Raw genomic sequence first — 26,180 nt, 5'->3', positions numbered from 1 at the left:
GCTGATCCTACTAAATCCTTGTGAGTGATCACTCACTTTTTTGCTTTCTTGCCATAAAAACTCCAAAAAATGGCAACCATGGCCTGAAATTGGTGAAAACTGGGACAATGTTTCCCAAGAGCGACGGAGATTCCATGGATTCAGACTGTATCTTAGCCTATGACATTGGCACCACAGGGGTGAAAACCTGCCTATTTCAGATGACCTCGTCCCTCACTCTTTTGGCATCAGCCTCAAAAGAATACCCCATCCAACTTTTGCCAAATGGAGGAGCCGAACAAAATCCAGAGGATTTTTGGCAGGCAATGCGCTTCACAACAGAACTTGTGTTAAACGAAGCGAAAGTATCCAACCAAAACATCCAAGGCATTTCCTTTTGTTCACAAATGCAAGGCCTAGTGCTTGTAGACGAAAGATTTCGCCCTGTCCGAAATGTGATGAGTTATATGGACCAAAGGGCGACAAAAGAAATGAAAGCAGGGATAGAACATGGATTGAAAGTGGAAGGTATTAACGCGTTTAAACTATTGGTGTCTCTCTGGATTACGGGTGCAGTTGCAGCAAGTGTAAAAGATCCAATTTGGAAATACAAATGGGTGGAAAAAAATGAACCAGATAACTTTAGTAAGGTGAGATGGTGGTTTGATGTCAAAGAATATTTGATCGCTAGGTGTACAAACCAAGCAGTGATGACAAGAGATTCTGCTTTTGCTACATTTTTATATAATTCTAGAAAAGGTAAAGGGAACTGGAGTCCATTCCTTTGTAAGTTATTTGGTGTCCGCAAGGAACATTTGCCAAAACTCATCAATGCCGAAGAAAAAGTGGGAGGACTCACAAACGAAGCAGCAGAGTTTTTAGGACTAAAGACCGGTACACCTGTGTTTGGTGGTGGAGGGGATGCATCTCTCATTGGAGTGGGAGCAGGTGCTGTTTCAGAGGGAGACACCCATATTTACGCAGGGACATCTGGATGGATTGGTACTGTTACAAAAAAAAGGACAGTTGATATCAATGCTAGAATTGCTTCGATTGTCGGAAGTCGTGAAGGGTATTATAATTATTTCGGAGAACAAGAAACATCAGGCAAATGTTTACAATGGGTGAAAGACCATTTGGCATTGGATGAAATCGATTTGTACTTAGAAAAAAAGAAAATCACCGATGGCCCTGATGCCATTTACGCGAGTTTATTTGAGTTTATGTTTGATTCCATAAGAGATACAGAACCTGGTTCGCAGGGTGTGATCTTTACACCTTGGTTACATGGAAATCGATGTCCGTTTGAAGATCCAAAGGCAAGAGGGATCTTTTTTAATATCAGTTTGCATACAGGAAAACGAATTTTGATCCGAGCTGTGATTGAAGGGATATTGTTCCACAAACGATGGATTTTGGAGTTATCCGATACAAAAGTTCCTACTTCAAAAACCATTCGATTTGTGGGAGGAGTTGCTCGTTCAGATTTCATCTGTCAAATGTTAGCTGATATCACAGGGAAAACCATCGAACGTGTTGTCCATCCGGAAAACGTAGGCGCAATTGGAGCAGCAGCAATCGTTGCCTTGGGACTTGGGAAAATCAAAACATACGAGGACATCAAACGAATGATCCCTGTCGATAAAACTTGGTTTCCCAATCCAGATTTAAAACCTGTGTATGATAAAAACTTTTCTGTGTTTAAAAATTTATACAAAACGAATCAAAAACATTTTGCGATTCTCAATTCTTAAGTCAAAGCAGGTATTGAAATGAACTCATTTATAGAACTAAACAAAGAAAATTTGGGTGTTCCCTTTGCAATCGGTAGGTCAGCCGATTTATACTCATTACCCAACAACCAAGTCTTAAAACTTTTTTTCCCTGCGGCAAATCCAAAAGAAATTGAAGCTGAATATGAAAACACATTAGAAGTGAGTCGTTTGCAGGTCACAAAAATGCAATGTTATGGAAAGGTAAAAGTCGGAGAACGATTGGGAATTATCTTTGATCGTTTGGAAGGTATCTCTCTCACAAAATTGCCTGACAAAAATCCAATCGAACTTTTCCGCATTGCAAAGACATTAGCGAACTTACACTTCCAAATCCACCAAACAAAAACAGAAAAACTAATAGATATCAAAGATATTTTAAACGATTGTTTGGCGGCAAAACCTTTGGAGTTTCTCAGTGAAGAAGAGAAAAAAAACATTCGTGAATACATCAAAAACTTACCAGATGGAGAATCTGTTCTCCATTTGGATTTTCACCCAGAAAATGTCATCGTAAAGGGTAAGGATCGGATTGTCATCGATTGGATGACTGCTGCAAAAGGGAATCCTTGTGCGGATGTTTCCTTCACGAATCTTTTATTTACAGATGCAGAGTTATGGCCAGGAACTCCAAAACTTAAAATACTTTTTTATACTCTCATTCGAAAGTTCATCTTAAGTGGGTATCTTAAAGCTTACAAACGTTTGAGTGGCATTACCGATACGGATCTAAACCGTTGGAGGTTATCTTCCCTTGTTTTACGACTCGGACTTTGGGACATCGTTAGCGAAAGGGAGAATTTAAAACACCAAATCAAAGTTTGGCTCGCGAAGGGAGGGAACATTTGACTCTGAAGTTAAATCGATTCATTGAAACTTATGATGGAGAGTCCTTTGATGTTACCATTATCGGTGGTGGGATTACTGGGGCGACACTCGCTTATGAGGTGGCTAGCCGAGGTTATACTGTTTGTTTATTAGAAAAAAAAGACTTTGGTGGCGCCACTTCTGCCGCAACAGGAAAACTCATCCATGGTGGTCTTCGGTATTTAAAACAATTTGAAATTGGACTTGTCAGAGAAGCATTAAAAGAAAGAAGGAATTTATCAAACATTGCACCTAACTTGGTGTATCCGTATGCCATGGTCCTTCCAAAACCAGGATTCATTGCAAGACTTGGTTTGTTTGTCTACGACCTTTTGTCTTTTGATAAAACTTGGACTTGGGATAAGTCTAAAAAAATTCCGAATCATAAATACCTAAAACGAGAAAAACTCCTCAAACAAAATTTAGGTGATTATGAAGACGCCGCTTATTTTTACGATGCCATTTGCCTAAGTCCAGAACGATTAACTCTTAGTTTTCTGAAATCTGCTGTTTTGTATGGGGGGAAAATATCCAATTATACAGAAGTGAAAGAATTGTTATGGGAAGGAAGTCGTGTAGTAGGTGTGACCGCTATGGACATGATCACAAAAAAGGAAGTTACGATCCATTCCCAAGTTACGATCAATGCATCCGGACCATGGAGCCAAGATGTATTGGCTAAATCAAAAAAAACAGAAACAGGTTTCCCAAAACAACGTTCCGAAGGGATTTACCTCATCACAAAACAAGTTACACCCATTATGACTTTGTTTGTAGGTGACAAAGGTCATTTTAGTTTTGCTCCATGGCGAGGCCATTCTATGATCGGGCCAACAGAAAAGTCTTACTTTGGTAAGGTGGAAGATTGGAAACTCACTAGGGAAAGTATCTTGGAATTTCTTGATTATATCAATCAAACATCTCATTTAAAGGAAAAACTAACACTTGATGATGTTTTATTTGCCTATGGTGGGTTACGGCCACTTGCCGAGTCCAGTGATGATACCTATTCTGCTTCAAGGAGATCAGAATTGTATGACCATGTAAGAGATGGAATTGATGGACTCATCACAGCAGCAGGAGGCAAATACACAACAAGCCGTCAGTTTGCTGAAACGATCTTTCGTTCCATCCAGAAAAAAATAAAAAAACAATCAGGTATAAGTATATCCGCCAAACAACATTTATATGGGAGTCATATCCTCGATATTGAATCTTTTATTGCTGAAGCAAAAGAAAAACACAAAAGATTTTTGCCACAAACGATTGATTACCTCATTCGCCATTATGGTTTAGAATACGAAACAATTTTATCCATTGTGAAAGTGGATCCAAATTTAAGCACAGTTTTAAATGAAGATGGAGAGATCCTTGCTGAAGTTGTGTATGCGATTCGATTTGAAATGGCCAAAACCTTATCTGACATTTTTTTGCGTCGTACGGGGCTTGGAACACTTGGTCTCCTTCCCAAGGAATCTATGGAGAAAATTTTACAAGTTGTTGCCAAGGAATGGGGTTGGTCAAAGTCACAAATTGAAGAAGAAACAAAATCGATTGAAGACAGGTTACGACTTCCCGTTTGAAGGGTTTGCGAATAGAAATTAAGCTGACAAAGTGGTTCTTTTGATCATACTGTACGAGTATGGGCACTTTTACCACCATTGATACAGAATACGCTGATCTAAAACAAGTTGCTTCTGCTTATCTCATCGAAGAAGAAGGGCATGGGATTGTTGTTGAAACCAATACAACCCATGCGATTCCAAAAATCCTTTCTGTGATGGACAAACAAAAAGTCAGTCCATCAAACTTAGATTATATCATTGTCACACATGTCCATTTGGACCATGCGGGTGGGGCTTGGGCACTACTTGAATCTTGTCCAAATGCAGTGTTACTGGCACATCCCAAAACTGCTAAACATTTGATCGACCCAAGCCTTCTCATCAAAAGTGCAACCTCTGTTTATGGAAAAGAAAATTTTCATAAATTATATGGTGAGATCAAACCCATTCCCAAAGAAAGAGTGCGTGTGATGGAAGATGGTGAATTTTTGGATTGGAAAGGCCATAGTTTCGAGTTCATTTATACCAAGGGTCATGCCAATCACCACTTTTGTATTTATGACAAAAAACTAAATGGTGTTTTTACAGGAGATTCGTTTGGAATCTCTTACCCACACTTGGAAAACGGAAAATCATTTATTTTTCCTACCACAACCCCAACAGACTTTGATGCCAAAGAAGCCATTCATTCCATTGATTTAATTTTAGGAACTGGAGCTAGCGTTTGTTATCTGACACATTTTGGTGAGATCCAAAATCTAAAACAATGCGCCGAAGATTTAAAAATTGGCTTACATCTCTGCCAGAATGCCATCCTCGAACTCAAACAAGTGCCAAAAGAAAATCGACTTCCCTTTATGGAAAAACAGGTGGAAATGATGATCCAATCTTTGGCCAATCGAAATTCTGTCACCCTCACTGAGAAAGACTGGTCCCTCTTACGATTGGATGTGAATTTGAATGCACAAGGATTGGTATATGCTTTTGAGAGAAATGAAAAGAAGTGATTCGTTCTAAAACAATGACCAAACATTTTGCGCATTCGTTTCAACTCAGTGTATTACTGGGATTGTTTGTATTCTCAATTGGAAATTGTAAACTCACTCGTTCTTCCCATAAATCAAAAGAACCAGAAATCCAAATTCAATTTTTGTCAAAGGACTATGAAGAAACCAAGTCCATACCATCGTCTTTATTTGATCGAAAGGATTTATTATTCCTTCTTGCAGAATTGTCCAAAAACGAAGATCCTTCCATGAGGTTTATCTCTACCAATCGTACAGAAGAAATTATGGAAGTGAATGGAATCCGAAATTCTTGGGATGCAGGTTGGGTGGTGTATGTGAATGGGGAACGAATTGATTCCGCGCAGATGAAAAAAGGGGTAAAGGTAGGACCTAACGACCAAATCCAAATTCGATTCGAAACCGTCGAACGAGTGTTTGGTCGCCCTATCAACTGAAGGATAGGACAACAAACATTAGTTCTCAACTGTTTAGTTTATCGTAACGTAGTGAGTTCTCTGTAAGCTCTTACAAATCCGTCTGACATGGTTTTGGCGAAAGTAAGAGAGATCCTTGCTTTTTCTGCGGCAATCATCACGTCATGGAGTTCCACTGAGTTTGGATCAAACACGATTTTTTGAGTGAGTTCGTCTGCTTCCACTTGCTGGTCATTCACTTGCTCAAAGGCTTTTTTCAAAGCATCTGCAAATGTGCCCGCCACTTCGTCAGGAGATTTGGCTTCATTGGTTTTTCCATAATGGCGGTCATCTGAACGAAGGATACCCACTTTGTCTCCTTGGGGGAGAAGGGAATGTGGTTTGTATGTTTGGGAGGAAAGTGATGTGATGCGGTCAATGGACATGGTGGTTTCTCCTTCCTATCATCGGGTTTCGATGGATATCCTAAAGTAAAAAATTATGTCTCTTTAAAAAAAGGGGCAAAATCGGCCCGAGCTTAAGCCCTGCCGATCTCCATGGCTTTGTTCATCATGGCTTTGGAACCATTGATGAGTTGGACATTGGCCTCGTAAGAACGGGAAGCAGAGATCATATCCGTCATTTCTGTGACGATGTTGATATTCGGCAGTTCCACGTATCCTTTTTTTGGTCCTGTTTGGATGGCATCAGGGTGAGTAGGGTCGTAAGTCAAACGAAGAGGGCTCATGTCCTTCTCAATTTTCATCACCTTTACCCCTTTCCCTTCACCAGGCGCCACTCCAAATGGATACACAGGGCTTTTCCATTGGGTGCGGAGGTTAATCGGTGTTAGGATGACGCGGTCACGTCGAAAAGGGCCATCTCCATTGGTATTTCTCGTTGTTGTGGAGTTAGCAATGTTATTGGAGATCACATCCATTCGGAGTCTTTGTGCAGAAAGACCTGTGGCAGAAATATTAATCGAATCAAACATACCCATCGTTTACTCCTTAATTGGTTCTCATCACAATGTTAAGCAAACGGTTGTTTTGGTTTAACCGATCAATCATGATATTATAACTCATTTGGTTTTGGTTGGACTCAACTACTTCCTTTTCGATGTCCACATTGTTTCCATCTGGCCTCATCGTGGTGAGGTAATCCAAATTGGTTTTTGGTTTGGCATCGCGGTAGTCGAGAGGTTTAAAAAATTCTATATGACGGTCGTTTGTGATTTTCGTTGGAACTGCTTTGTCTTTTTCAATTTTTTCAGATTCAATCGCACGTTTTAACATGGATTCAAACACAACTTCGGATCGTTTGAAATTAGGAACATCCGCATTGGCAATGTTATCGGAGATCACCTTTCGTCTTTGTGTCGCCGCGCCAAGCCCTCGTTCCAATAGGTCTTGAGTTTTCATGAAATGTGTTGCTTCAAACATATTTCTCTTCCTCTCTACTTTCCCTTTCGGACGGTTTTCCTTCCTCCTAAAGACATTTATGTCACGTTTCGATGATTTTTTTTGGGGCGGCCCCGATGATTTCTAAGAACCGAATTGAATCGTTTGCAGGGTCGGGCTCTCCCTGCAATCCTCCCGAAAGTTACCCTTGTAAAATTAAATCCTTACACTGATACCCGGGAGGGATTTCCGTTCGATCCCTGCCGCAGGCTTGGGGAGGGGAATCAAATATGATTTTATTTAAGAGACAACTAACCCTGATTCCGCTTTGATTTTCCCTTTCCTTTCTCTTTCACTCTGCTTTTTTTCCCTCTCAGCTACCACTTGTTCGAAGTACTCTTCGTAATAAGGAAAGTTGGTTCCCATCACTCGGTCCCATACATTGAAATACAATGAGTAATTTCCATGGAACTTTTGGTGGTGGAGGTTGTGGTGAGTGGAACTATTGATCCATTTTGTGATCGGGTGTGAGGCCCAACCTTTGGGAAAAAATTCATACCCAAGGTGCCACCAAATGTTGAGGATCATCGCATAAAAAGTGTGGAACAGAACTACATAAAAATGAACCGGCACAAACATCACAAAAGGGACAATATAAATTGCTTCTAAAAATGCTTCTGTTGCTTGGAACCTGTAAGCAGCCAAAGGAGATGGGTTCACAGATTGGTGGTGTTCCGAATGCACATGTGGGTATACTTTTTTCAAATGAGCAAATCTGTGCATCCAATAGAACCATGTCTCATGCCAAACCGTGATGAAGAAAAAACTGATAAAAAGATAACTGATTTCCCATACACCTGAAACCGATCCAAAGTACACTCCACTTGGAACTATTTTTGCTTTCATCAGTGTGATGTTTGTCACAGCCACCATGGTGAAGACAATGAGAGTGACAGCAGATTGGCGAAACTCTTTCCAAACTTTTTCTGCTTTTGGGTAAAGTTTTTGGATTCGATACGTTTCAAAAAAATCCTTTCGCCAAACATAGAATAGTAGAAAAGCCAATCCTGCAATGGGATAATAACGAATAAAATTTAAAATGCCCTGCATAAACCCAATTTTGGTTACACAATCAAGAACCAATTCACACTGAACGGGACCACCAAACATACTTTTCTCCTGACCTACTTTAGACTAAGACTAGCATACACTGTATTCTCCATGGAATCGACCGAATCGGTCAATTCGGAATGAAAAATGCTTCCGAATCGGTCCGTTCGTTTTTATTTTTTTAGATTCTTACGGTATTCACTCGGACTTTGCCCAATCTCACGTTTGAAGGCATCATAGAATGTTGATTTGGAAGGGAATCCTACTTCATATGCAATTGTGAGAATGTTCTTTTCTGGATGGTTTGCAAATAACGATTTTGCTTCGTTGATCCGGTAATGATTGACTAAGTGGAAAAAACTTTTTTTCACATAAGAATTTAGAAATTCGGAAAGTTGGTGTTCAGACAGACTCATATGTTTTGCCAATTTTTCCAAATTTATCGTTTCATCTAAATATACTTTTTTTGTTTCCATGAGGAAATTCAAACGATTGTGAAGGTCTTCTAAGTTAAAAGATCCCAATTGGGATGTTTGGTATTTTTTTTCTTCAATGACAATCCTTTGAACCTCACCCCAAAGTTCAGGACTTTTTTGTCGCAATAGGTAAATACTGATGATTAGGCAAGATAAGAAAAAAGACACGATTTCCAATCCATGTTTTGCATGGAAAAATAAAGTATAGACTCCAATTGCACTCACCAAAGCACCAAACCCAACAACGAGTCCCACCAAACGGAGATGAGCTGATTTTTTGAATGATTCCCAACGAACGTAATGAACCATATGGGAAAAAACATAGTAAGTAGAATAAAAAATAGGTAACACAGCAAGTAGGATGATCAGTTGGAATTTAAGAGGTACTCCATTTTGCAAATAAGAATTGTGAATTGTAATTTTAGTTTCAGCAGAAGAAAGGTAAAATGGAAACATCAGTATAAAAACAAAAATTGCAGGAGTCAATTCCCATAAGGAAAATCGGTTTTTATCTGGGTTCTCATTCCAAAGTTCCGAAAAATATTGTTTTAATAAGGAACCTATACTTGCAGTGAACGGTAAATGAACCAAATAAAAATGTGGATAGATTTGATACAGTTCGGTGCTTGCTAAATAGGTATGAGTTTGGAAAAAGGCGACAAATAAAAATAACAATCCTTGGACTTTGGTCTGCCGACTCGCATTTGTCCTAAGGAATTCGCCAATGGCAAATAGGAAGGATAAACCTGCTGAAAATGCAATCAGTTGGATCATAAAATTGCCCATAAATATAGAATGATCTAAAGAATGCTTTAGAATGTAAAATAAAATCACTTGCCTAGTGTTCGTTCCGAATTAGTTTTACGTTTGAAACGTGGAATCTAACCAAAGACAATCTTTATTTTTGTGGGAAGGAAATACCTTAGAAATTCACTTACCCGAAATCTTTAATACAAAAGAAGTTTCAAAAGATTGGGTTACTTTTTTAGACAGTATCACCAAAAACACTCCCAGAAATATCTCAATATTTGCTCAAAAATTAAAGGAATCTGACTCATCTGGGATATCATTTTTAAAATTAGTAAGAACAGAATGTGAATCTAAAAAAATTCAGTTCACCTTGCATGGGTTAGATGAAAAATTTCAATACCGACTCAACATCACGAATGATGATAGTAAAAAATACCAGGAACAATTTGCAATTGCCCTTCGCAAATCAGAACAAATTGGAAAACTTACCATCGATTCCTTATTGGAATTCAAATATTTAATCACATTTACTGGTGAACTTACTGTTTCCTTTTGGCGTTCTTTTTTACACCCGTCCAAAATCCGATGGAAAGATAGTTTCCGTGTAGCGGAATCCATGGGAGTCAATGCGTTTCCCATCATCGCAATGATTGGATTTTTATTGGGACTCATCATGTCTTTCCAATCTGCCATTCCGATGAGAAAATTTGGAGCTGAGATCTTTGTGGCAAACTTAGTGGGATTGTCTTTATTCCGTGAACTAGGCCCCCTCATGACCGCATTTATTCTATCGGGAAGGTCTGGATCTGCTTTTGCTGCAGAACTTGGAACAATGAAAGTATCAGAAGAGATTGATGCATTGACAACAATGGGTCTTCCCCCCGTACAATTTCTCATCATCCCACGTCTTGTTGCCTCTCTCATCGTCACACCTCTTCTTACCATTGTCTTTAATTTATTTGGTCTCATTGGTGGAGCAGTTGTGCTTGTGAGTTTTGGATTCCCTCTCATTACGTTTGTAAACCAAGTGAACATTGCTGTTGGGCTTTCCGATATTTTAGGAGGACTCTTAAAATCTTATTTTTTTGGAATGATCATCGCTTCCATCGGTTGTTACCGAGGGTTAAAAACAGCATCAGGAGCTGGAGCTGTCGGTGAATCCACCACATCAGCAGTGGTAGGTTCGATCATATTAGTTTCCATCTTAGATGGAATTTTTTCCGTCTTATATTTTTACTTACGCATATGAAAGAGAAACCAATCATTCGTGTCGAACACCTAACAACTGGATATGGCCACTCTGTGATCATGGAAGATATTTCTTTTGATGTTTATAAAGGGGAAATCTTTGGGATACTAGGTGGATCTGGTTGTGGAAAATCAACTGTGCTTAAGAACATGATTGGTTTAACCAAACCTTTTAGTGGAAGGATTTGGATCGATGAGGATGACATCGTTCTTGCAGAAGGCAAACAAAAAGTCGCAATCTGGAACCGAATCGGTGTGATGTACCAACAAAGTGCATTGTTTGGTTCCATGTCTCTATTAGAAAATGTGCGACTGCCATTGGAAGAATTTACAAACTTACCATTACCCATCATGAATGAGATTGTCATGACTAAATTGAAAATGGTAGGTTTGTTTCCATTTGCTCATTTGAGTCCGTCTGAATTATCAGGGGGAATGAAAAAACGAGCTGCCATTGCGAGGGCTATGGCGATGGATCCTGAAATTATTTTTTTAGACGAACCAAGTGCTGGCCTTGATCCCATTACCAGTGTCGAACTGGATTATTTAATCATCCGTTTGTCGAGATCCTTAGGAGTTACTTTTGTGATCGTTACACATGAATTACCATCAGTGTTTACAATGGCTGATCGTGTGATTGTGTTAGATAAATCTAAAAAAGGAATTATCGCCGAAGGAAAACCGAAAGACTTAAAAGAAAAATCAAAAGATCCTTTTGTAAGACAATTTTTCAATCGAATCCCACAGGAGAGTGCTCCCTTATGAACCAATCCAATAAAATCTATTTTAAAGTTGGAATTTTTGTTTTAGTTAGTTTTTTTACTCTAATCCTTTTTCTCATTGTATTCACTGCTGGGAATATTTTCCAAAGGTCAGTCAGTTTAGAAACTTACTTTGATGAGTCGGTCCAAGGTTTAGATATAGGATCTCCTGTGAAACACAGGGGTGTAAAGGTAGGAACCGTCCAAGAAATTACATTTGTACAAAATGAATATGCAGACAAACTAAACGAAGATACAGCTCTTCGTTATGGAAGGTATGTTCTCATTAAAATGTCAGTTCCTGATTTTGTGAAAGGTGTATATGGGAACGATTTAAAAAAGACTGTAGAGAGAATGATCCAAAGTGGCCTTCGTGTGCGACTCGCATCACAAGGGTTAACGGGCACTGCGTACTTAGAAGTCGATTATTTGAATCCTGAAAAAAATCCCCCTTTATCCATTGAGTGGGAACCAAAAACAGTTTATATTCCATCAGCTCCGAGCACCATCTCAAGATTTACAGCTTCTGTTGATAAGTTCTTTGATAAGGTAGAAAAAGCAGACGTAGACAAAATTCTAATGGGTGTTGGTGATTTGATCAAAAATTTAAACCAAACGATTTTGGATGCAAGGCTTGGTGACCTTTCCCGGGAAGCAACTTCCTTACTTGTGGACTTACGGAAAACAAATGGAGAAGTAAAAGCGCTTATTGCAAGCCCTGAAACTCAAAATCTTCCTAAAAAATTAGACCAATCTGTTTCACAATTACAAACAACACTTAAGCGTTTGGATACGTTACTTGCAGCAAACCAAGGTGATATTTCTACTTCCATTGAAAATTTACGAATTGCTTCAGAAGACTTAAAAGAAGTGACTTCAAATGCGAAAAAATACCCTTCCCAATTTTTATTTGGAGATGCTCCAAACAAGTCTAAACTTTGGAAATGATTTTCATGAAATTTTTGATCCGCATATTTACCGTTAGTTTATTTAGTATTCTATTTACCCAATGTTTTGGTGTGAGTAAAACGTTTCCAGAAAAAAGATTTTTTCTAATTGAGACAAATGATACAAAACAGTTGTTTTCTCCGCCCAAACCTAGAACATTTTTCGTGCGAAAAGTTTTTATCTCTCAAAGATTTGAAGGAAAAGAGTTTGTTTACCGTAGAGACAATGCCGTTTATGAATCTGATTTTTATAATGGATTTTTTATTCCTCCTTCGCATAACTTCAAAGAGGAATTTTCGAAATCTCTGATACGTTCAGGAAATTTTGAATGGGATGCAAATTTACACACAAGACTGAATGTAACTCATTACATTGAACTTAATTTATCTCAATTGTACGGAGATTTCCGTTCCAAAGAACCAAAGGCCGTTGTGGAATTTGAAGTTGTTGTTTATGAAGATATGAATAGTATTTCATCACCAGTGTTTCGAAAAACATACAAACAAAATATCACAATTGAAAAAAAGGATGCAGAAGCACTTGTCATTGGATGGAATTCAGCACTTAATAATGCATTCACAGAATTGAATATAGATTTGAGTAAACAATTAAGATAATTTCCATGTTCGTTATTGAGTTGGTATCCCATTCAATAACGAACGCGATCTTTGGGGATAAACGCAAAATTAAATTTTAGGCAAAATAGAAAATCCTAGGAAAGGTACTTGCTTTCATTTCTTCTTTCTTATCGATAGGTACATCGTTAAGGTAAGTTTATGAGACTGATTGAATCCATTGTTCCTTTTTATTTTTTACTCATGATCATCGAGATTGTTTATACTCGAATCAAAAAAAAGGATTTCTATTATTTCGAAGACTCACTTGCTGATTTGAGTTTAGGTGTTTTAAGTCGAATCTTTGATGGGTTGGTATTACTCGGTCTTGTGTTCGTTTATGATAAACTCTACCATTTATCCTTCGGTGTAGAGACACTTTCCAAATTCTATTTAGCGCCATCTTCCATTTTGCATTGGTTGGTTTTATTTGTACTATTGGATTTTTTGTTTTATCTTGCACACCGATATAGCCATGAGATTAAAATTTTGTGGGCATCTCACGTAGTTCACCATTCCAGTGAAGAGTTCAATTTGTCTGTAGCACTTAGGCAGTCCTTTATTAGAAATATCGGGATTGGTATGTTTTATTTGCCTCTTGCTCTCTTAGGTTTTCCTGTTGAATCCTATTTGATCATTGATGCACTCAATCGCACTTACCAATTTTGGGTTCATACTCGTGCGATTCATAAATTACCATATTGGTTTGAGGCAATATTTGTCACACCATCGCATCACAGGGTACACCATGCCATGAATCCAGAATACATTGATAAAAATTACGGTGGAGTTTTTATTATCTGGGATAAAATTTTTGGAACCTATTGTGAAGAGACGTTTGAGCCAAGATATGGACTCACAACACAATTACATAGTTATGATCCCATTAATGCCAATTTGCATGTATTAAAAGATTTATTCTCCGATCTGATCCATACTAAAAATAAATGGCAAGGGATTGTTTCCTTTTTTTCCTATCCATCTGTTCGCCCAGATGATTTGCAGACAGTGATGGACCGAGGTGTCAGAGATCCCAAACTGTGGTTGTCACACCATTATTTAGAATTAACAAACAAAGTGCATAACCCAGTGTATCACAAACCATCAGGGACTATCTTGTATCGAGTGTTTTTGTTTTTCCAATTCGTATTCCCTACGACTCTCACATTGTATTTCTTAAAACGTATGCAATTGTACAGTCTTTTGGAAGTATCATCTGTATTTGTTTTGTTAGTTTTTTCGTTCTATTCTCTTGGAAAATTATTAGAAGGGAAAAAAGAATGGCTTTCGGTTGAAATACCTAAGTATTTCTCTTGGCTATTTCTGCTCTTATATTTTTTTAAATCTTAGAAGCACAAAACTATGAAGTATTTACATACGATGATTCGTGTCCAAAATCTGGAGAAAGCTCTCCATTTTTTTGTGGATATATTGGGCCTGAAAGTTTCACGCCAGAAGGACTACCCAGAAGGTAAATTCACTCTTGTGTTTTTGTCTACAGGAGAAAAAGACAGTTCTGAAATCGAACTCACTTATAATTGGGACCAAACAGAACCATATTCAGTTGGTAGGAATTTTGGGCATCTAGCATATGAAGTAGAGAACATTTACGAAACATGTGAAAAAATCCAATCGATGGGAGTTATTATAAACAGACCACCTAGGGATGGTCGTATGGCATTTGTTAGATCGCCTGATCTCATTTCGATTGAGTTATTACAAAAAGGAAATTCCTTACCACCGAAAGAACCATGGGTTTCCATGCCAAATACGGGAGAGTGGTAAGGTTTGGGTAAAAAACCCAAAATTGCAATTATTGGCGCAGGTGCTTCTGGTTGTTTTGTCGCCAATCAATTGTTTGATGCTTTTTCTGGAGATGTTTCCATACAAATTTTTGAGAGGAGTAAAGAACCTCTCGCCAAACTTCGTGTATCTGGTGGTGGCAGGTGTAATGTAACACACCAGTTGTTTGAACCCGAACAATTGTCACTCCGTTATCCGCGTGGCCAAAAAGAATTACGATGGGCATTTGAAAGGTTCCAACCAAAGGACACTATCGATTGGTTTGCCAAAAGGGGTGTGACTCTGAAAGCAGAAGCCGATGGTAGGATGTTCCCAACTACAGATAAGTCAGAAACCATCATCGATTGTTTTTTAAATGAATTAAAAAAAAATAGAATTCCAATTCACTTCGAACAAGGATTAGTTGGGATTTATAAAACGGAAAAAGATTCCGAATCATTTCGATTATTATGGGAAGGTGGTAAAGAGGAATTTTTTGATGCCGTTGTCCTTGCAACAGGTTCAAATCGAAAAGTTTGGAGTATGATTGAAAAACTGGGGCATTCCATTGTAAACCCAGTGCCTTCTTTATTCACGCTCACTTTAGAAAATACAGATTTGATGGAATTAACTGGGTTGGTTGTACCCAATACAGAAATTAAAATTTTACCAAAAGGAAAACCTCAAAAAGGACCAATCCTCATTACCCATTGGGGTCTGAGTGGTCCATGTGCACTTCGGCTCTCGGCTTGGGAAGCAAGGACTTTATTTGAAGCCAATTACCATGTTGAATTATCTGTAAATTGGGTTGGTGGTGAATCCACTCAATTTGTTGAAGATTTGTTTTTGAAAAAAAAAGAAACAGTACCAAGTGATAAAATTGCGCAAGATCCTAGTTGGAAATTACCTTCTCGATTTTTTGATTGGATCTTAAAAGAATCCGGAATTCAGGCAAACAAACGTTATTCGGATTTGAGCAAATCAGAGATTAGAAATGTAACTTTAAACTTAACACAAAAAAAATTACAAATGGTTGCAAAAGGTGTTTTTAAAGAAGAGTTTGTGACAGCAGGTGGAGTGAACCGAAAAGAAATCCAATTCCAAACGATGGAAAGTAAAGTTTGTAAAGGATTGTATTTTGTGGGTGAAGTGATTGATGTGGATGGAATCACTGGTGGATTTAATTTTCAAAATGCTTGGACGACAAGTGTGATTGCCGCCCAAGGAATTCGTAAATCATTTGTTATTTGATTTTGTGAATCTGGATAAAATCAACTGTCTGTGCCACCGAACCTGGGGCACCTGACAAAATCACTACCGTATCTCCCGATTTTAGTTTTCCTTCTGATTTTAAAGTTTTACTCATAAAGGAAATCATATCAGGGAATTTATCCATCATTGGCATCACATAGGATTCAACACCCCAAAACAATTGCATCTTTCTTGCTGTCCCTAAGAAGGGAGTGAAAGAATAAATCGGATTGAGTGGGCGAAATTCAGATGATAATAAAGAGGAATAACCTGACCTAGTAAAATTGATAATGGCTTTCGCATGTATGGACCTGGAAATTGATTCTGCCGCACTTCCAAGAGCCGTACGTTCTACTTCAAATTCGGAACGGTCCATACTCCTTAAGTGTGACAAATAAATTTCAGATTCTTCTGCAGCTTGGATGATGCTTGTCATCGTTTTTACTGTTTCAACGGGATACTTTCCAGAAGCAGTTTCACCAGATAACATAACTGCATCGGTTCCATCCATCACAGCGTTTGCCACATCACTTGCTTCGGCCCTTGTTGGTCTTGGATTGTCGATCATTGTCTCTAACATTTGTGTGGCGGTGATCACTGGTTTCCCTCTTTGATTGAGTTTTGTGATCATTTCCTTTTGGATGATAGGTACATATTGAGTGTCAAGTTCTACACCTAAATCACCTCTTGCTATCATGATCCCATCACAATGGTCGATGATTTCTTCGATATTTTGAATGGCTTCAGGTCTTTCTATTTTTGCGATCAGTCCTGCGTAACTGTCTTTCATGAATTGACGTGCCATTTCCAAATCACTTGCGCGTCTAACAAATGATAGGGCAATATAGTCAACACCCAGTGAAAGTGCAAATTGTAAGTCTTCAATGTCTTTTTCAGAAAGAGCAGGTGCAGAAATGGGTGTACCTGGTAAATTGATTCCTTTATTGTCTTTTAAGACTCCTCCAATTACCGTTTCCAAGATGGCTCGTTCTTTTGTTTTCGATTTTACGACAAACGCAAGTTTCCCATCATCAATGAGAATTTTATGTCCAACATCGATATCGTTTAGAATGTATTGGTAGGTACATCCGATTTCCTCTTTGGTTCCTATAAAATCTGCTTTGTTATTAATGGCAATTTGGTCACCCGATTTTAATTCGATTGGTCCTGTGCCCAATTTACCTGTGCGTATTTTTGGCCCCTGTAAATCTGCTAAAATGCCAATTGATTTTCCCGATTCTTGCTCACATTCACGGATCAATTCGAAAATCTCTTTGTGGTAATCGTGAGTGGAATGGGAAAAGTTCATCCGAGCAAGGTCCATACCTGCATAAATTAAATTGAGAATGGTTTCCCGATTCGCAGAGGCAGGTCCAATGGTACATATAATTTTTGTGCGTTTTTGAGGGATTTTATCGTCTACGGGCATAGACCCAAAGCTTGGCTTTTTTGATTTTTCCTGCAAGTAAATTGTATGGATTGAATTGACTTGTGTCATTTTTCGCAGAAATATCAATTTAATGGCATCAAATGCACTCGCTCTCATTTACCATTCTTCGTACAACCTCGAATTACCTGGTCATGTTTTCCCTGCACATAAATACTCACATCTTTATAACCGTGTGAAAAGGGATCCTGTTTTTGCATCATGGGATATCCTCTTACCAAAAAAAGCAGATGATGCTGATTTAGAGTTAGTTCACACCAAAGAATACCTCGATGATCTATTTAGTTACGAACATACAACACGTACGATGTATTCTGAATTACCGTTAAATCGAAGTATTGTGGAAAGTTTTATGTATGGAGTGGGAGGGACAATGTATGCGAGTGTTCTTTCCGACAAACATCAGTTTGCTTTCAATATGGGAGGCGGATACCATCATAGTTTTCCAGATAGAGCTGAAGGGTTTTGTTATTTGAACGATGTTGCGATTGCCATTCGAAAACAAAAGGAATCCAAACCGAATCTAAATGCATTGATTATTGACTTAGATTTACACCAAGGGAATGGTAATTCGTATATTTTTCAATATGATGACAAAGTTTTCACATTTTCGATGCACCAAGGCAATCTTTACCCTAAGAAAGAAATATCTAACTTAGATGTGAATTTAGAAGCAAATATAAAAGACGATGAATATCTTTCCATTCTCAATACTTCCTTAAATCAAATCCGAAAGGATTTTGATGCAAATATCATTTATTATGTTGCAGGAGCTGATCCATATGAGGATGATTCTCTTGGAGAACTAAAAGTATCCATGAAAGGTTTAAAAGAAAGAGACTTGATGGTTAAAAAATTTGCCGAATCACTTAACATCCCTTGTGTTGTGACTTTAGCTGGTGGTTATGCAAGAGACTTTCGTGATACTGTTGAAATTCATTTTAATACAATCGCTGCATTTGGTGAAAAATAATGGGAGTTTTTTCTTCTACAGACAAAAAGAAAAACCAATCTGATTGGTTAAATTTAGATGATTTGTCTTTAGTAGATGTATCTAAAGAACTTAATACTTCCTTAAATATGGAACCCAAACTTTTTAATCGTTTCACTCACTATGAAGTGGAACAGTTGTTAGTAAGTTCTGGGATGATTTCTGCTGTCGAAAAACGTGGCTTTCTCAATCCCATCATTGAACTCGAAATTCTCAATGACTTTGACAATCGTATTTATATCAAAACAGAATCAAAAAAGATTCTAGTTCACACACGTCTCAAAGTTTCACAGTTCCAATTAAAAGGTGATGACGAACAGTTCCCAATGATCTATATAGATTGGTTACTCACTCAAAACTTAAATTTTGAACCTGGTGATATTAAAAAGGAATTGTACTTTGGACAGGAATACCCAGGACTCAATGTTCTGAATGAGTTTACAGATTTTATTCGTGTCCTTTCTAAACGACTTGGGACATCGGGTGCTTTTAATGTTCCTGAATATTTTCATGATGCTGTTTTGTTTTCTCGAAAATTTCGTTTCATCGATCCTGAAAAAGAGGGTACATTTCGTGCGCTCGTTAAAAATTTTCGAGGCACAAATCTTCGCAGTTTATCCTCCCAGATCCATCAAAACAGAGTTCAATATGAAAATGGTGAACCTTACGAATGGAAATATGGGGAAATGATTTCCTGTACGGACCCGTATCTTGAAAAAAAAGTTTTTCATGAATCCTATTTCCGTCGTGTGGATGAGGTAAAAGAAAAACTAAAATTCCGATTGGTCTCAAAATAGGGGGACCAAATTCCGATAATCATGGTAGATGTCCGAGTATTCTTTCAAACCTGAAATTCTCATCATAGATGATGATACCGAAATCTGTGAAACATTAGAATTAATTGTAAATGGTTTGGGTTACTTTGTTCGGTATTTCACAAATCCTTTACAAGGATTGGAATACTTTGAAAGGGAAAAAAATCCAATCGTATTCTTAGATGTCAATATGCCACAAACGTCTGGTTTGGAAGTATTACCTAAAATCAAAGCAATCGATTCCAAAACCCAAGTGTTAATGATGACAGGTGAACATGACATACAAACTGTTGTTTCCTCTTTGTATCACCGAGCATCTGATTTTATTTTAAAACCATTTCATACTAAATCAATTGAAGCAGCAATTTCAAGGGCATTCGAGTATTATAATTTTTTAAAAGATAAAGAATCAATGGACGAATCGATCAAACGTGATCTTAGGCTTGCAGCAAAAATTCAGTCCAAAACAATGAATTTACCTTTATTAAAACGTAAAATTTATTCTGAAATCAAACCTGTTAGTTTTGTATCTGGAGATTTTTTTCAAGTCATACCACTAGATGAAAACAGAACTTTAATCCTAATGGGAGACATTGAAGGTCATGGTGTGACATCTGGACTCATTGCGATCCTTATGACAACCATACATAAAGAACTCGCTCGAACGACAACGATTGCTCCCTCACAATTATTGTCTCGTTTGAATCGTGAATTGTGTAATGAAATTGGAACTCATAGTATGACAGCAATTAGTATTGTGGTCAATCATATTGAAAAAAGTATTACGTATGCAAGAGGTGGACATCCTTTCCCTATTGTTTTTCAAAAAGAAAGTCGAGCTCCTATGATCTTACAAGACCAATCAGGGCAGATACTAGGGATTTTAAAGGAAATGGAATTTGCGGAAAACAAAATCCAGGTTGAAGTAGGAGATATTTTATTTTTGTATTCGGATGGACTCCTTGCATCAAGCACTCACCCTCTTGTGCAGACACTTGTGCAACTGCCAGGTGGTGAAAACCGAATTGATGCAATGAAATCAGAAATTTCGAATTATATTCAATATTTGGAAACTTCTTCTAAAGCTTCGGATGACATATCTTATTTGCTTCTAGAGATTTGAGATACAATACATTCGTTTTGGTTGCTTCAGTTAGGAAATTATTTAATTTCTCTTTCGATTGAAATGTCCCTTTTAAAAAACCTTCTCTCCAATTTAATCTATGAACTTTCATCGATTGTACGAGGGATTCTTTTTCCTTAAAATCACATAACTGATTCGTAATGTATTCTCCCTTGAAAAATAAAAAATCTCCTTTTGCAAAAAACTTTTTCTCTTCCTTGGGTAAACCTTGGATGAAAGATTGATTTTCAATTGAATACTTTGTGATCGCTTTTTTTGTGATTTGCCAAACTAATTCATCTTTGGGATTCGTTTTTGAAAGTTCAAAAGCAGATACCATCACTAAAGTGACACAAAGTAAAAGCAGAGGAACCCACTCCACAGGTACTTCTTTTTCTGAGTTCCAATATAAAAATGCCAAAACTGTGATTGGCAACCAATAGAATCCCATTAAATCCCAATCCGCAGGGAATCCTAATTGTGGATTGTGTAAAAATCCATGTAGGATAAAGGCAAAGGTTGTAACGAGTAATAGTTTATGGTTTGGTTTTTGGATAAACTGATTCCATTTTTCTTTTTGAAAACTCCATTGGTAGATGAGATAAAAAGATGAAAAAGAAACATTCCAATAGATTACAGAGAAAATCTCTTTGATGTGATTAGTTGAAACCCAACGTTTGATGGGATAAAAAGGAGGATGGATGAGGTGTGTGCTATTTCGATCAACGGTTGGATCATGGAATAGACTAAAATAGACAAACCAAGGGAATAGAATGATGGATCCAAGCAAGGTACATATGACTAGGTGTTTGAGTTTTTTCTCTTTTGGCGAATGGAAAATCCATAAATAAACAAGGCATATCACCAAGTACCCCGACACCAAATGGAATAACATCGATAAGGCGACTATTGTTGTGCTTCCATATAATAATAGATCACTATCTTTGGGATCCTTTGCATATTGATTTAAGAATAGATAGAGAACTAAGTGTGTCGCTGTGACTAATGTATAGTTTTCAGCATACCCGAAGGTAAGTAAAATCCCACCTGAAGAAAGTAAAACTAAGATAGAAAGATCATTTTGTTTCTTTTTTCCTAACCATAAAAATCCTGAAAGAATCAATATCCCAGCTAGATAGGAAAGGATTTTGTAAGACAGGATCGGGTCTTCATCAAATTGAAAATACGAAAGAATACTTGTGAGTTTGCTATGTAGGATACTTTCTAAAATTTCATCTAAGGTGAATTGGAATCCAAAAAGTTTTGTTTCTAAAAGATTGGTTTCGAGTAGTAATAAACCATCCCCCCAATTTCGATTGCGAATTGGAAACCATAACATCAATAAAAAATAAAAACCAGCTATACTCCAGTTTGGTGGAACAAATCTTAAAAAACTATTTTGCTTAAAAATTTCCTTTCCTTTGAAAATTAGGACAATCGTTTGCAAGAAAATAAAAAATGATGATATGTATAGGTATGTGATTTGATCACTTGGCAAAAACCATGGTTTGGTGGGAAGAAACGAAGTGATGAAAAGGAATAAATACGGTATGTAGAGGAATAAATAGTTCATTTTGACTCGTTGTGGTAATATTCTTTTGGGATTTCTTCTGCTGCTATCAATGGAAAATGACCCTTACGGATATTAAAGAAAAAAAGTTCAGGTAGGCTATAAAAGATTGTTTCCGTTCCTTCAGAAAAATTTCGACCTTTATCAATTGGTGACTTGATGATACCGATTCCCGTATAACCCAAACCATAAACAATATTGGCAAAACCCAAAATAGGCCGACTCCAAATGGATTCTTCAGTAAAAAATAAAAACGAATGGTCCATAGGATTGGATCGGTATATTTTTGAAGTAGGGACAAATCGTTCTATAATGTATTTCTCTTCCCAATCTTTGAGATTGTTTCGTTTTAAATTGCGGTAAGATGGATATAATTTTATTTCCTTTGTATAATTGTCCGAACCCAATTTTTTTGCAGCTATTGATGGAATAAAATTGAGTCCAAAAATTGAATTTGATAAAGGATCCCAAAACGTTTCTCCTCCAATTTTTCCATCTGGAAACATTAAATTCAAATAATAAAATAATTCATTCGTGCAGTTCTGGAATACCAAATTGTATGAATACAATTGTCGGATCTTGTTAGTATAAATCTCTGCCTGGTTTTGAGATTCTGCAACCTTTAACTCAGATTTTTTATATTGAGTTTTATCTGTATCAATGGGGTACGGATTGTTTCCTACTAGGTTAAATTCGATACCTTCGGTGTATGTTTTACCATCCATAAAACTTTGGTAATGTGATAAAAAGGTTTCCCAATTATAAAATTGAATAGGATGGTAACCACTTAGAAAATCCTTTCGTTTTTCCATGAATAGAGTTGCATATTCGTTCTGTTTGGTGTTAATGACTGCACTCGGAAGTTCAGTGAATTCTAAATAAGAAAATCCGGTAAAATTCTTTTTAGGGAATACAATCAGTTTCCTATCAATAGATTTCTGTAGATACAAAACACGAAGTAATAAGGTTAACTCTTCCCAATCTTGGCATTCGTTGGAAAGGATGCAGGATTTTAATTCTTTGACGAGTTTGGATTGGTATCCTTTCCAAATAAGTATTTCTTCATTTGTCAGATTAAATTCTTTTCCTTCGAGTGTGACAAATGCTTGTTCATATAATAGAACTGGATTTTGTAAAAACATTCGAACAAAGAATTTACGTTCCCATTGGATCATTTGATTTGTACTCGTTTGGATGGTTGATACTAGACGAAGGGGAGAGGATGTATCTGGCAATACAATCGTCTCACTTGTGTGACCAGAGGTTTTATCTATAATATCGGATTTCAGTTGATCCAGTTGGGATTTGATTTTTTTGAGTTCTTCTCTTTGGAAGTGGAATTGTTTTGGGATAGGAGAGTTTGGGTCTTTGATATTCGTAAAGTATCCAAATCCAATTCTAGTATTTCGGAACTCGTTTTCTTTTTTTTGTGGTTCGTTTGATTCCCAATCTTCTTCTAATATTTTTTGGTTTTGGATATGTGTTTCTTGGACCAAATAAAGTTCATTCCATTTTTGGCGTAAGGTTTGTTTGGCGGACGGTGATAAGTTCCATTTATAAAATTCAATATTTCGATTTTCAATGACTCCGTATTGGAACCGAAAGTCATTCCAACTTTCTCTCACAATATGAAAGATTTGGTCTTCAAAAGAATACTGTAAATGGTAAACTCGGTCTCCTAAAAGGAGGGCAGAGTGGCCTCCACTGGATTGCCCAGAATTGGAATCAATGTATAAAAAGCCATATTCATTTGGTTGATTTGGTGTTGGTTTTGACGCAACAGAGAATGAAAGAGAGAAAATAATGCAGAGAAGGAAAAATGTTTTTGAAAGGGCGGAAAACTTCCGCCCAAAAGAGAAGTGAATTATAGGTTGTATCCTTTGGAAACTAGTTTAGCAACGGTTACATTTTGTTTGGAAATGTCTTCTGTTACCAATTTCATTTCAGATGGAGAAAGGTTTGCTTGTTTTAAACCTTGTCCAATCGCAATGTAAGTAGATGGATTGGATCTCCATGCAACTACACCATGTTTTTTAGCAATCAAAGAGAGTTGGTTTTCTAATTCTTGTTTTTGGTTTTCGTAGCGAATCTGTAATGCAACGCTTGCAATGATATCTTCTTTGTATTCGTTCATTGCTTTTTCTTTTTCACTTTCAGAAATAGAAGAAATACTTTTTGAAATCGATTTTACAAGTGCAGAAGTAGAATCAGAAACTGAAACTCCTAAACGGCTAACACTTCCTGAAGCGGAATCTAAAATAGAACAATTGTTAACTGAAACGAACAAAGCCATTGCAGATAACAACGTGAAAATTTTCATGGAACGCATAAAAAACCTCTTACGTCGAATTGCAAAGATTGTAAGTTGTTTCCAAAACACGTCAATGAATTTTCTTTCCTAAACAGAAACCACAACAGAACCAAAAGCTGGTAAAGTTGTTTCAAAACCGCCATCCACAGGTTGTAATTCCACACGAGTGCCAGTCCAAAAGTCAAGGAATGGAGCTTTCGTTTTGACTCCTGGTGGAAGGTTAATCCTGACTGTTTTTTCTTCTTCTGTTGGATTCCAAATGCCTAAATATCCGCCTGGGTTATAAAGTGCGAGAGGGAATTCGTTTTCAAAGATACCAATGGGAATAGGAGTGTATGCTTGGCATTCTCTGTTCAATTGGAAGGCTTTTTTTAAGAGGTCCAATCGATCGGTTTCTAGTTTTGTCAAATCATCCGAGACTAGTAACATACCACCTGACACTGCCATGACGGAAGCCATCAGTTTTGTCTGAGCCTCGTTCATCTTGTTCTTTTTCTTTCGGACAAGCAAACAATCTGGATCATTGAGCCACAAATGTCTATGCATGGATGATCTTGTGATATCGTTTATGAGAGCTTTTTTTGTACAAAGTGCATTTCGATCTTTTAAAAAGATTCGGATTCTCTCTGGATTCCAAAATGGAGCCACATCACAAGAAATTCGCATACCATCAAAAAATCCGATGGATGGTAACATTGGTGCACCACATCCCAATAGGAATGTATTTTTCCCCACAATTTTACGAATGAGTTCTAATGCATTTTGGTAACGTGCTTGAGGAGAAAGTGTTTTGTTGTACACGTCACCTGGAAGGAGTCCAGCATACAAAAAATCAAGTTTCAAGTATGGATAACCCCATTCCTTCACAATTGTAGTGAATACTTTTTCTATATAGGCAAGCGCAGTGGGATGAGTGATGTCGAGTGCGTATGTGTAACCGCGTCCCCAAAGTGGATTGTACAATGCGGGTACAGGTTTTCCATTTTGGTCTTTGAGGATGGCTTCCGGGTACTTACGAAAAAATTCTGACTTTTTTCTGACAAGGAATGGAGCAAGCCAGATCCCTGGTTTGAGTCCAACTCGTTTGATTTCGTCAGCAAGGATTCTCATACCACCTGGAAATTTTTCATTGGGTATGAGCCAATCTCCAATTTCTTTTTGGTAACCATCATCGATTTGGAAAAACTCAAATGGTAAATTGAGTTCTCTAACTTTTGTTAAGTTGTCCAAAATGGTTTTTTGGTCAATATTGGTATAATAGTAGTACCAAGAACACCATCCCGTAGGAACTTTTTTTGGTAAATTAGTTGGGCCTTCTTTTTTACCGAGTTCTTCGAAGTATTTTAATAACTTAGTTTCAGGTGATCCTTTAAAAAACAGAACTTTGATTTTAGAAATATTGAGTTTTGCGTTTGGACGTAAATCCGGTAAGCAATGGATATCATAAACTACTTTAACGGAAGTTACATTCCCTTCGTTTCCAAAGACCACTTCGAATTTCGTTCCAAATTCACCAGCTTCCAATGGTGCATATAAAACACCATTTTGGTTCTCTTGGTTATAAAGAAGAGTGAGGTATTCTGAGATAAATTTTCCCACTTTCGATTCATTTTTGGAATAAACGTTTTCTTGGGAGTAATGAAGGAAAGATAACAATGGTGGTCTGTCTGTATCCGTACTTTCCACTTTTCTTGCAATGGACCAGGACTGGTATCCATGTTGGAACATTTTGAATCCATTCCCAGTCGGAAGGTCAGTGAGTTCTAACTCGAGATGGTCGACAGAAAATCCAACCTCAGGCCTTGTACTCTCCCGCCAAATCAATTTGGGACTTAGGACAGTTCCCAGTTTTGAGTCTTTTGTCGTTGCGAGTAAAAGTTCGAATTTTTTACATTCGGATTGGAAAACACCTGCTTTCACAGGGAGGAAATTGGAAATGGTGACGGAATTATGAACTCTATATTGAATTTTCATCTTGGA

At 37.4% G+C, this 26,180-nt stretch carries 25 protein-coding genes; 15 read left to right on the top strand and 10 right to left on the bottom strand.

The window, feature by feature from the left end; genetic code table 11:
* Positions 1–134: 134 nt before the first annotated feature.
* Genes ND855_RS12855 through ND855_RS12835 form a run of 5 tightly spaced genes read left to right on the top strand, consistent with a single transcriptional unit; the run spans position 135 to position 5,645 of the window.
* Positions 135–1,733 (top strand): xylulokinase, encoded by a 1,599-nt coding sequence (locus tag ND855_RS12855; protein WP_265358655.1) that lies wholly within the window; start codon positions 135–137, stop codon positions 1,731–1,733.
* Positions 1,734–1,751: 18 nt separating this feature from the next.
* A complete protein-coding gene (locus ND855_RS12850) occupies positions 1,752–2,600 on the top strand; it encodes an aminoglycoside phosphotransferase family protein (RefSeq protein WP_265358654.1) in 849 nt (282 codons plus the stop codon).
* A complete protein-coding gene (locus ND855_RS12845; RefSeq protein ID WP_265358653.1) occupies positions 2,597–4,201 on the top strand; it encodes a glycerol-3-phosphate dehydrogenase/oxidase in 1,605 nt (534 codons plus the stop codon). The genes ND855_RS12850 and ND855_RS12845 overlap by 4 nt, the downstream gene beginning before the upstream one ends.
* 59 nt (positions 4,202–4,260) lie before the next feature.
* Positions 4,261–5,190 (top strand): MBL fold metallo-hydrolase, encoded by a 930-nt coding sequence (locus tag ND855_RS12840; protein WP_265358652.1) that lies wholly within the window; start codon positions 4,261–4,263, stop codon positions 5,188–5,190.
* Positions 5,187–5,645 (top strand): hypothetical protein, encoded by a 459-nt coding sequence (locus ND855_RS12835; RefSeq protein WP_265358651.1) that lies wholly within the window; start codon positions 5,187–5,189, stop codon positions 5,643–5,645. Before ND855_RS12840 ends, ND855_RS12835 begins: the two co-directional genes overlap by 4 nt.
* A 38-nt stretch (positions 5,646–5,683) precedes the next feature.
* On the opposite strand, the gene fliE is transcribed toward ND855_RS12835, so the two are convergent.
* The 5 genes from fliE to ND855_RS12810 form a co-directional block, all read right to left on the bottom strand.
* Entirely contained in the window at positions 5,684–6,049 is a 366-nt protein-coding gene (gene fliE / locus ND855_RS12830; protein ID WP_265358650.1) for a flagellar hook-basal body complex protein FliE, read from the bottom strand.
* A gap of 92 nt (positions 6,050–6,141) precedes the next feature.
* Positions 6,142–6,603 (bottom strand): flagellar basal body rod protein FlgC, encoded by a 462-nt coding sequence (flgC, locus tag ND855_RS12825; RefSeq protein ID WP_012387770.1) that lies wholly within the window; start codon positions 6,601–6,603, stop codon positions 6,142–6,144.
* Between the two features lie 10 nt (positions 6,604–6,613).
* Positions 6,614–7,045: a flagellar basal body rod protein FlgB gene (gene flgB, locus ND855_RS12820; protein ID WP_100718381.1), complete on the bottom strand. Its 432-nt coding sequence runs from the start codon at positions 7,043–7,045 to the stop codon at positions 6,614–6,616.
* A gap of 258 nt (positions 7,046–7,303) precedes the next feature.
* A complete protein-coding gene (locus tag ND855_RS12815) occupies positions 7,304–8,173 on the bottom strand; it encodes a sterol desaturase family protein (RefSeq protein ID WP_265358649.1) in 870 nt (289 codons plus the stop codon).
* Between the two features lie 113 nt (positions 8,174–8,286).
* On the bottom strand, positions 8,287–9,363 hold the full coding sequence (locus tag ND855_RS12810; protein ID WP_265358648.1) for a helix-turn-helix domain-containing protein: 1,077 nt from the start codon (positions 9,361–9,363) through the stop codon (positions 8,287–8,289).
* A gap of 100 nt (positions 9,364–9,463) precedes the next feature.
* On the opposite strand from ND855_RS12810, the gene ND855_RS12805 reads away from it, so the two are divergent.
* The 7 genes from ND855_RS12805 (at position 9,464) to ND855_RS12775 (ending at position 15,943) form a co-directional block, all read left to right on the top strand.
* Positions 9,464–10,588 carry an MlaE family ABC transporter permease gene (locus ND855_RS12805; protein WP_265358647.1) on the top strand — a complete coding sequence of 375 codons (1,125 nt, stop codon included), beginning with the start codon at positions 9,464–9,466 and terminating at the stop codon, positions 10,586–10,588.
* Positions 10,585–11,352 (top strand): ABC transporter ATP-binding protein, encoded by a 768-nt coding sequence (locus ND855_RS12800; RefSeq protein WP_265358646.1) that lies wholly within the window; start codon positions 10,585–10,587, stop codon positions 11,350–11,352. The genes ND855_RS12805 and ND855_RS12800 overlap by 4 nt, the downstream gene beginning before the upstream one ends.
* Positions 11,349–12,296, top strand: coding sequence for an MlaD family protein (locus ND855_RS12795; RefSeq protein WP_108959773.1), 948 nt, complete (start codon positions 11,349–11,351; stop codon positions 12,294–12,296). Before ND855_RS12800 ends, ND855_RS12795 begins: the two co-directional genes overlap by 4 nt.
* Before the next feature lie 5 nt (positions 12,297–12,301).
* Positions 12,302–12,913: an ABC-type transport auxiliary lipoprotein, LBF_0736 family gene (locus tag ND855_RS12790; protein ID WP_265358645.1), complete on the top strand. Its 612-nt coding sequence runs from the start codon at positions 12,302–12,304 to the stop codon at positions 12,911–12,913.
* A gap of 159 nt (positions 12,914–13,072) precedes the next feature.
* The gene (locus ND855_RS12785; RefSeq protein WP_265358644.1) at positions 13,073–14,260 is read left to right on the top strand and encodes a sterol desaturase family protein; all 1,188 of its coding nucleotides are present in this window, start codon (positions 13,073–13,075) and stop codon (positions 14,258–14,260) included.
* Positions 14,261–14,272: 12 nt separating this feature from the next.
* Positions 14,273–14,695, top strand: a complete 423-nt coding sequence (locus ND855_RS12780) for a VOC family protein (protein WP_265358643.1) — start codon at positions 14,273–14,275, stop codon at positions 14,693–14,695.
* A gap of 3 nt (positions 14,696–14,698) precedes the next feature.
* Positions 14,699–15,943, top strand: coding sequence for a BaiN/RdsA family NAD(P)/FAD-dependent oxidoreductase (locus ND855_RS12775; RefSeq protein ID WP_265358642.1), 1,245 nt, complete (start codon positions 14,699–14,701; stop codon positions 15,941–15,943).
* Here ND855_RS12775 and pyk read toward each other — a convergent pair.
* The gene (gene pyk / locus ND855_RS12770; protein ID WP_265359401.1) at positions 15,936–17,372 is read right to left on the bottom strand and encodes a pyruvate kinase; all 1,437 of its coding nucleotides are present in this window, start codon (positions 17,370–17,372) and stop codon (positions 15,936–15,938) included. The genes ND855_RS12775 and pyk overlap by 8 nt on opposite strands.
* Before the next feature lie 91 nt (positions 17,373–17,463).
* On the opposite strand from pyk, the gene ND855_RS12765 reads away from it, so the two are divergent.
* Genes ND855_RS12765 through ND855_RS12755 form a run of 3 tightly spaced genes read left to right on the top strand, consistent with a single transcriptional unit; the run spans position 17,464 to position 20,319 of the window.
* Positions 17,464–18,363: a histone deacetylase family protein gene (locus tag ND855_RS12765; protein WP_265358641.1), complete on the top strand. Its 900-nt coding sequence runs from the start codon at positions 17,464–17,466 to the stop codon at positions 18,361–18,363.
* Positions 18,363–19,178 (top strand): hypothetical protein, encoded by an 816-nt coding sequence (locus ND855_RS12760; RefSeq protein WP_265358640.1) that lies wholly within the window; start codon positions 18,363–18,365, stop codon positions 19,176–19,178. Before ND855_RS12765 ends, ND855_RS12760 begins: the two co-directional genes overlap by 1 nt.
* Before the next feature lie 28 nt (positions 19,179–19,206).
* Positions 19,207–20,319 (top strand): SpoIIE family protein phosphatase, encoded by a 1,113-nt coding sequence (locus ND855_RS12755; RefSeq protein ID WP_265358639.1) that lies wholly within the window; start codon positions 19,207–19,209, stop codon positions 20,317–20,319.
* Here the strand turns inward: ND855_RS12755 and ND855_RS12750 are convergent.
* The 4 genes from ND855_RS12750 to ND855_RS12735 form a co-directional block, all read right to left on the bottom strand.
* Complete coding sequence (locus tag ND855_RS12750; protein ID WP_265358638.1) at positions 20,276–21,892, bottom strand: dolichyl-phosphate-mannose--protein mannosyltransferase; 1,617 nt, start codon at positions 21,890–21,892, stop codon at positions 20,276–20,278. The two genes, ND855_RS12755 and ND855_RS12750, sit on opposite strands and share 44 nt — an antisense overlap.
* Positions 21,889–23,517 (bottom strand): hypothetical protein, encoded by a 1,629-nt coding sequence (locus tag ND855_RS12745; protein WP_407658754.1) that lies wholly within the window; start codon positions 23,515–23,517, stop codon positions 21,889–21,891. The genes ND855_RS12750 and ND855_RS12745 overlap by 4 nt, the downstream gene beginning before the upstream one ends.
* A 236-nt stretch (positions 23,518–23,753) precedes the next feature.
* Positions 23,754–24,209, bottom strand: a complete 456-nt coding sequence (locus ND855_RS12740; protein ID WP_265358636.1) for a putative lipoprotein — start codon at positions 24,207–24,209, stop codon at positions 23,754–23,756.
* 78 nt (positions 24,210–24,287) lie between these two features.
* Complete coding sequence (locus ND855_RS12735; protein ID WP_265358635.1) at positions 24,288–26,174, bottom strand: glycoside hydrolase family 36 protein; 1,887 nt, start codon at positions 26,172–26,174, stop codon at positions 24,288–24,290.
* Positions 26,175–26,180 lie beyond the last annotated feature (6 nt).

Origin of the sequence: Leptospira paudalimensis, assembly GCF_026151345.1 — a bacterium.
Lineage (GTDB): Bacteria > Spirochaetota > Leptospiria > Leptospirales > Leptospiraceae > Leptospira_A > Leptospira_A paudalimensis.
This window is presented reverse-complemented; position numbering and strand designations above follow the sequence as displayed.

Coding starts and splice junctions, on each gene's coding strand:
- ND855_RS12855 (WP_265358655.1), top strand. CDS start 135: ATGGATTCAGACTGTATCTTAGCCTATGACATTGGCACCACAGGGGTG.
- ND855_RS12850 (WP_265358654.1), top strand. CDS start 1,752: ATGAACTCATTTATAGAACTAAACAAAGAAAATTTGGGTGTTCCCTTT.
- ND855_RS12840 (WP_265358652.1), top strand. CDS start 4,261: ATGGGCACTTTTACCACCATTGATACAGAATACGCTGATCTAAAACAA.
- fliE (WP_265358650.1), bottom strand. CDS start 6,049: ATGTCCATTGACCGCATCACATCACTTTCCTCCCAAACATACAAACCA.
- flgC (WP_012387770.1), bottom strand. CDS start 6,603: ATGGGTATGTTTGATTCGATTAATATTTCTGCCACAGGTCTTTCTGCA.
- flgB (WP_100718381.1), bottom strand. CDS start 7,045: ATGTTTGAAGCAACACATTTCATGAAAACTCAAGACCTATTGGAACGA.
- ND855_RS12815 (WP_265358649.1), bottom strand. CDS start 8,173: ATGTTTGGTGGTCCCGTTCAGTGTGAATTGGTTCTTGATTGTGTAACC.
- ND855_RS12810 (WP_265358648.1), bottom strand. CDS start 9,363: ATGATCCAACTGATTGCATTTTCAGCAGGTTTATCCTTCCTATTTGCC.
- ND855_RS12800 (WP_265358646.1), top strand. CDS start 10,585: ATGAAAGAGAAACCAATCATTCGTGTCGAACACCTAACAACTGGATAT.
- ND855_RS12795 (WP_108959773.1), top strand. CDS start 11,349: ATGAACCAATCCAATAAAATCTATTTTAAAGTTGGAATTTTTGTTTTA.
- ND855_RS12790 (WP_265358645.1), top strand. CDS start 12,302: ATGAAATTTTTGATCCGCATATTTACCGTTAGTTTATTTAGTATTCTA.
- ND855_RS12785 (WP_265358644.1), top strand. CDS start 13,073: ATGAGACTGATTGAATCCATTGTTCCTTTTTATTTTTTACTCATGATC.
- ND855_RS12780 (WP_265358643.1), top strand. CDS start 14,273: ATGAAGTATTTACATACGATGATTCGTGTCCAAAATCTGGAGAAAGCT.
- pyk (WP_265359401.1), bottom strand. CDS start 17,372: ATGCCCGTAGACGATAAAATCCCTCAAAAACGCACAAAAATTATATGT.
- ND855_RS12765 (WP_265358641.1), top strand. CDS start 17,464: ATGGCATCAAATGCACTCGCTCTCATTTACCATTCTTCGTACAACCTC.
- ND855_RS12760 (WP_265358640.1), top strand. CDS start 18,363: ATGGGAGTTTTTTCTTCTACAGACAAAAAGAAAAACCAATCTGATTGG.
- ND855_RS12755 (WP_265358639.1), top strand. CDS start 19,207: ATGTCCGAGTATTCTTTCAAACCTGAAATTCTCATCATAGATGATGAT.
- ND855_RS12750 (WP_265358638.1), bottom strand. CDS start 21,892: ATGAACTATTTATTCCTCTACATACCGTATTTATTCCTTTTCATCACT.
- ND855_RS12740 (WP_265358636.1), bottom strand. CDS start 24,209: ATGAAAATTTTCACGTTGTTATCTGCAATGGCTTTGTTCGTTTCAGTT.
- ND855_RS12735 (WP_265358635.1), bottom strand. CDS start 26,174: ATGAAAATTCAATATAGAGTTCATAATTCCGTCACCATTTCCAATTTC.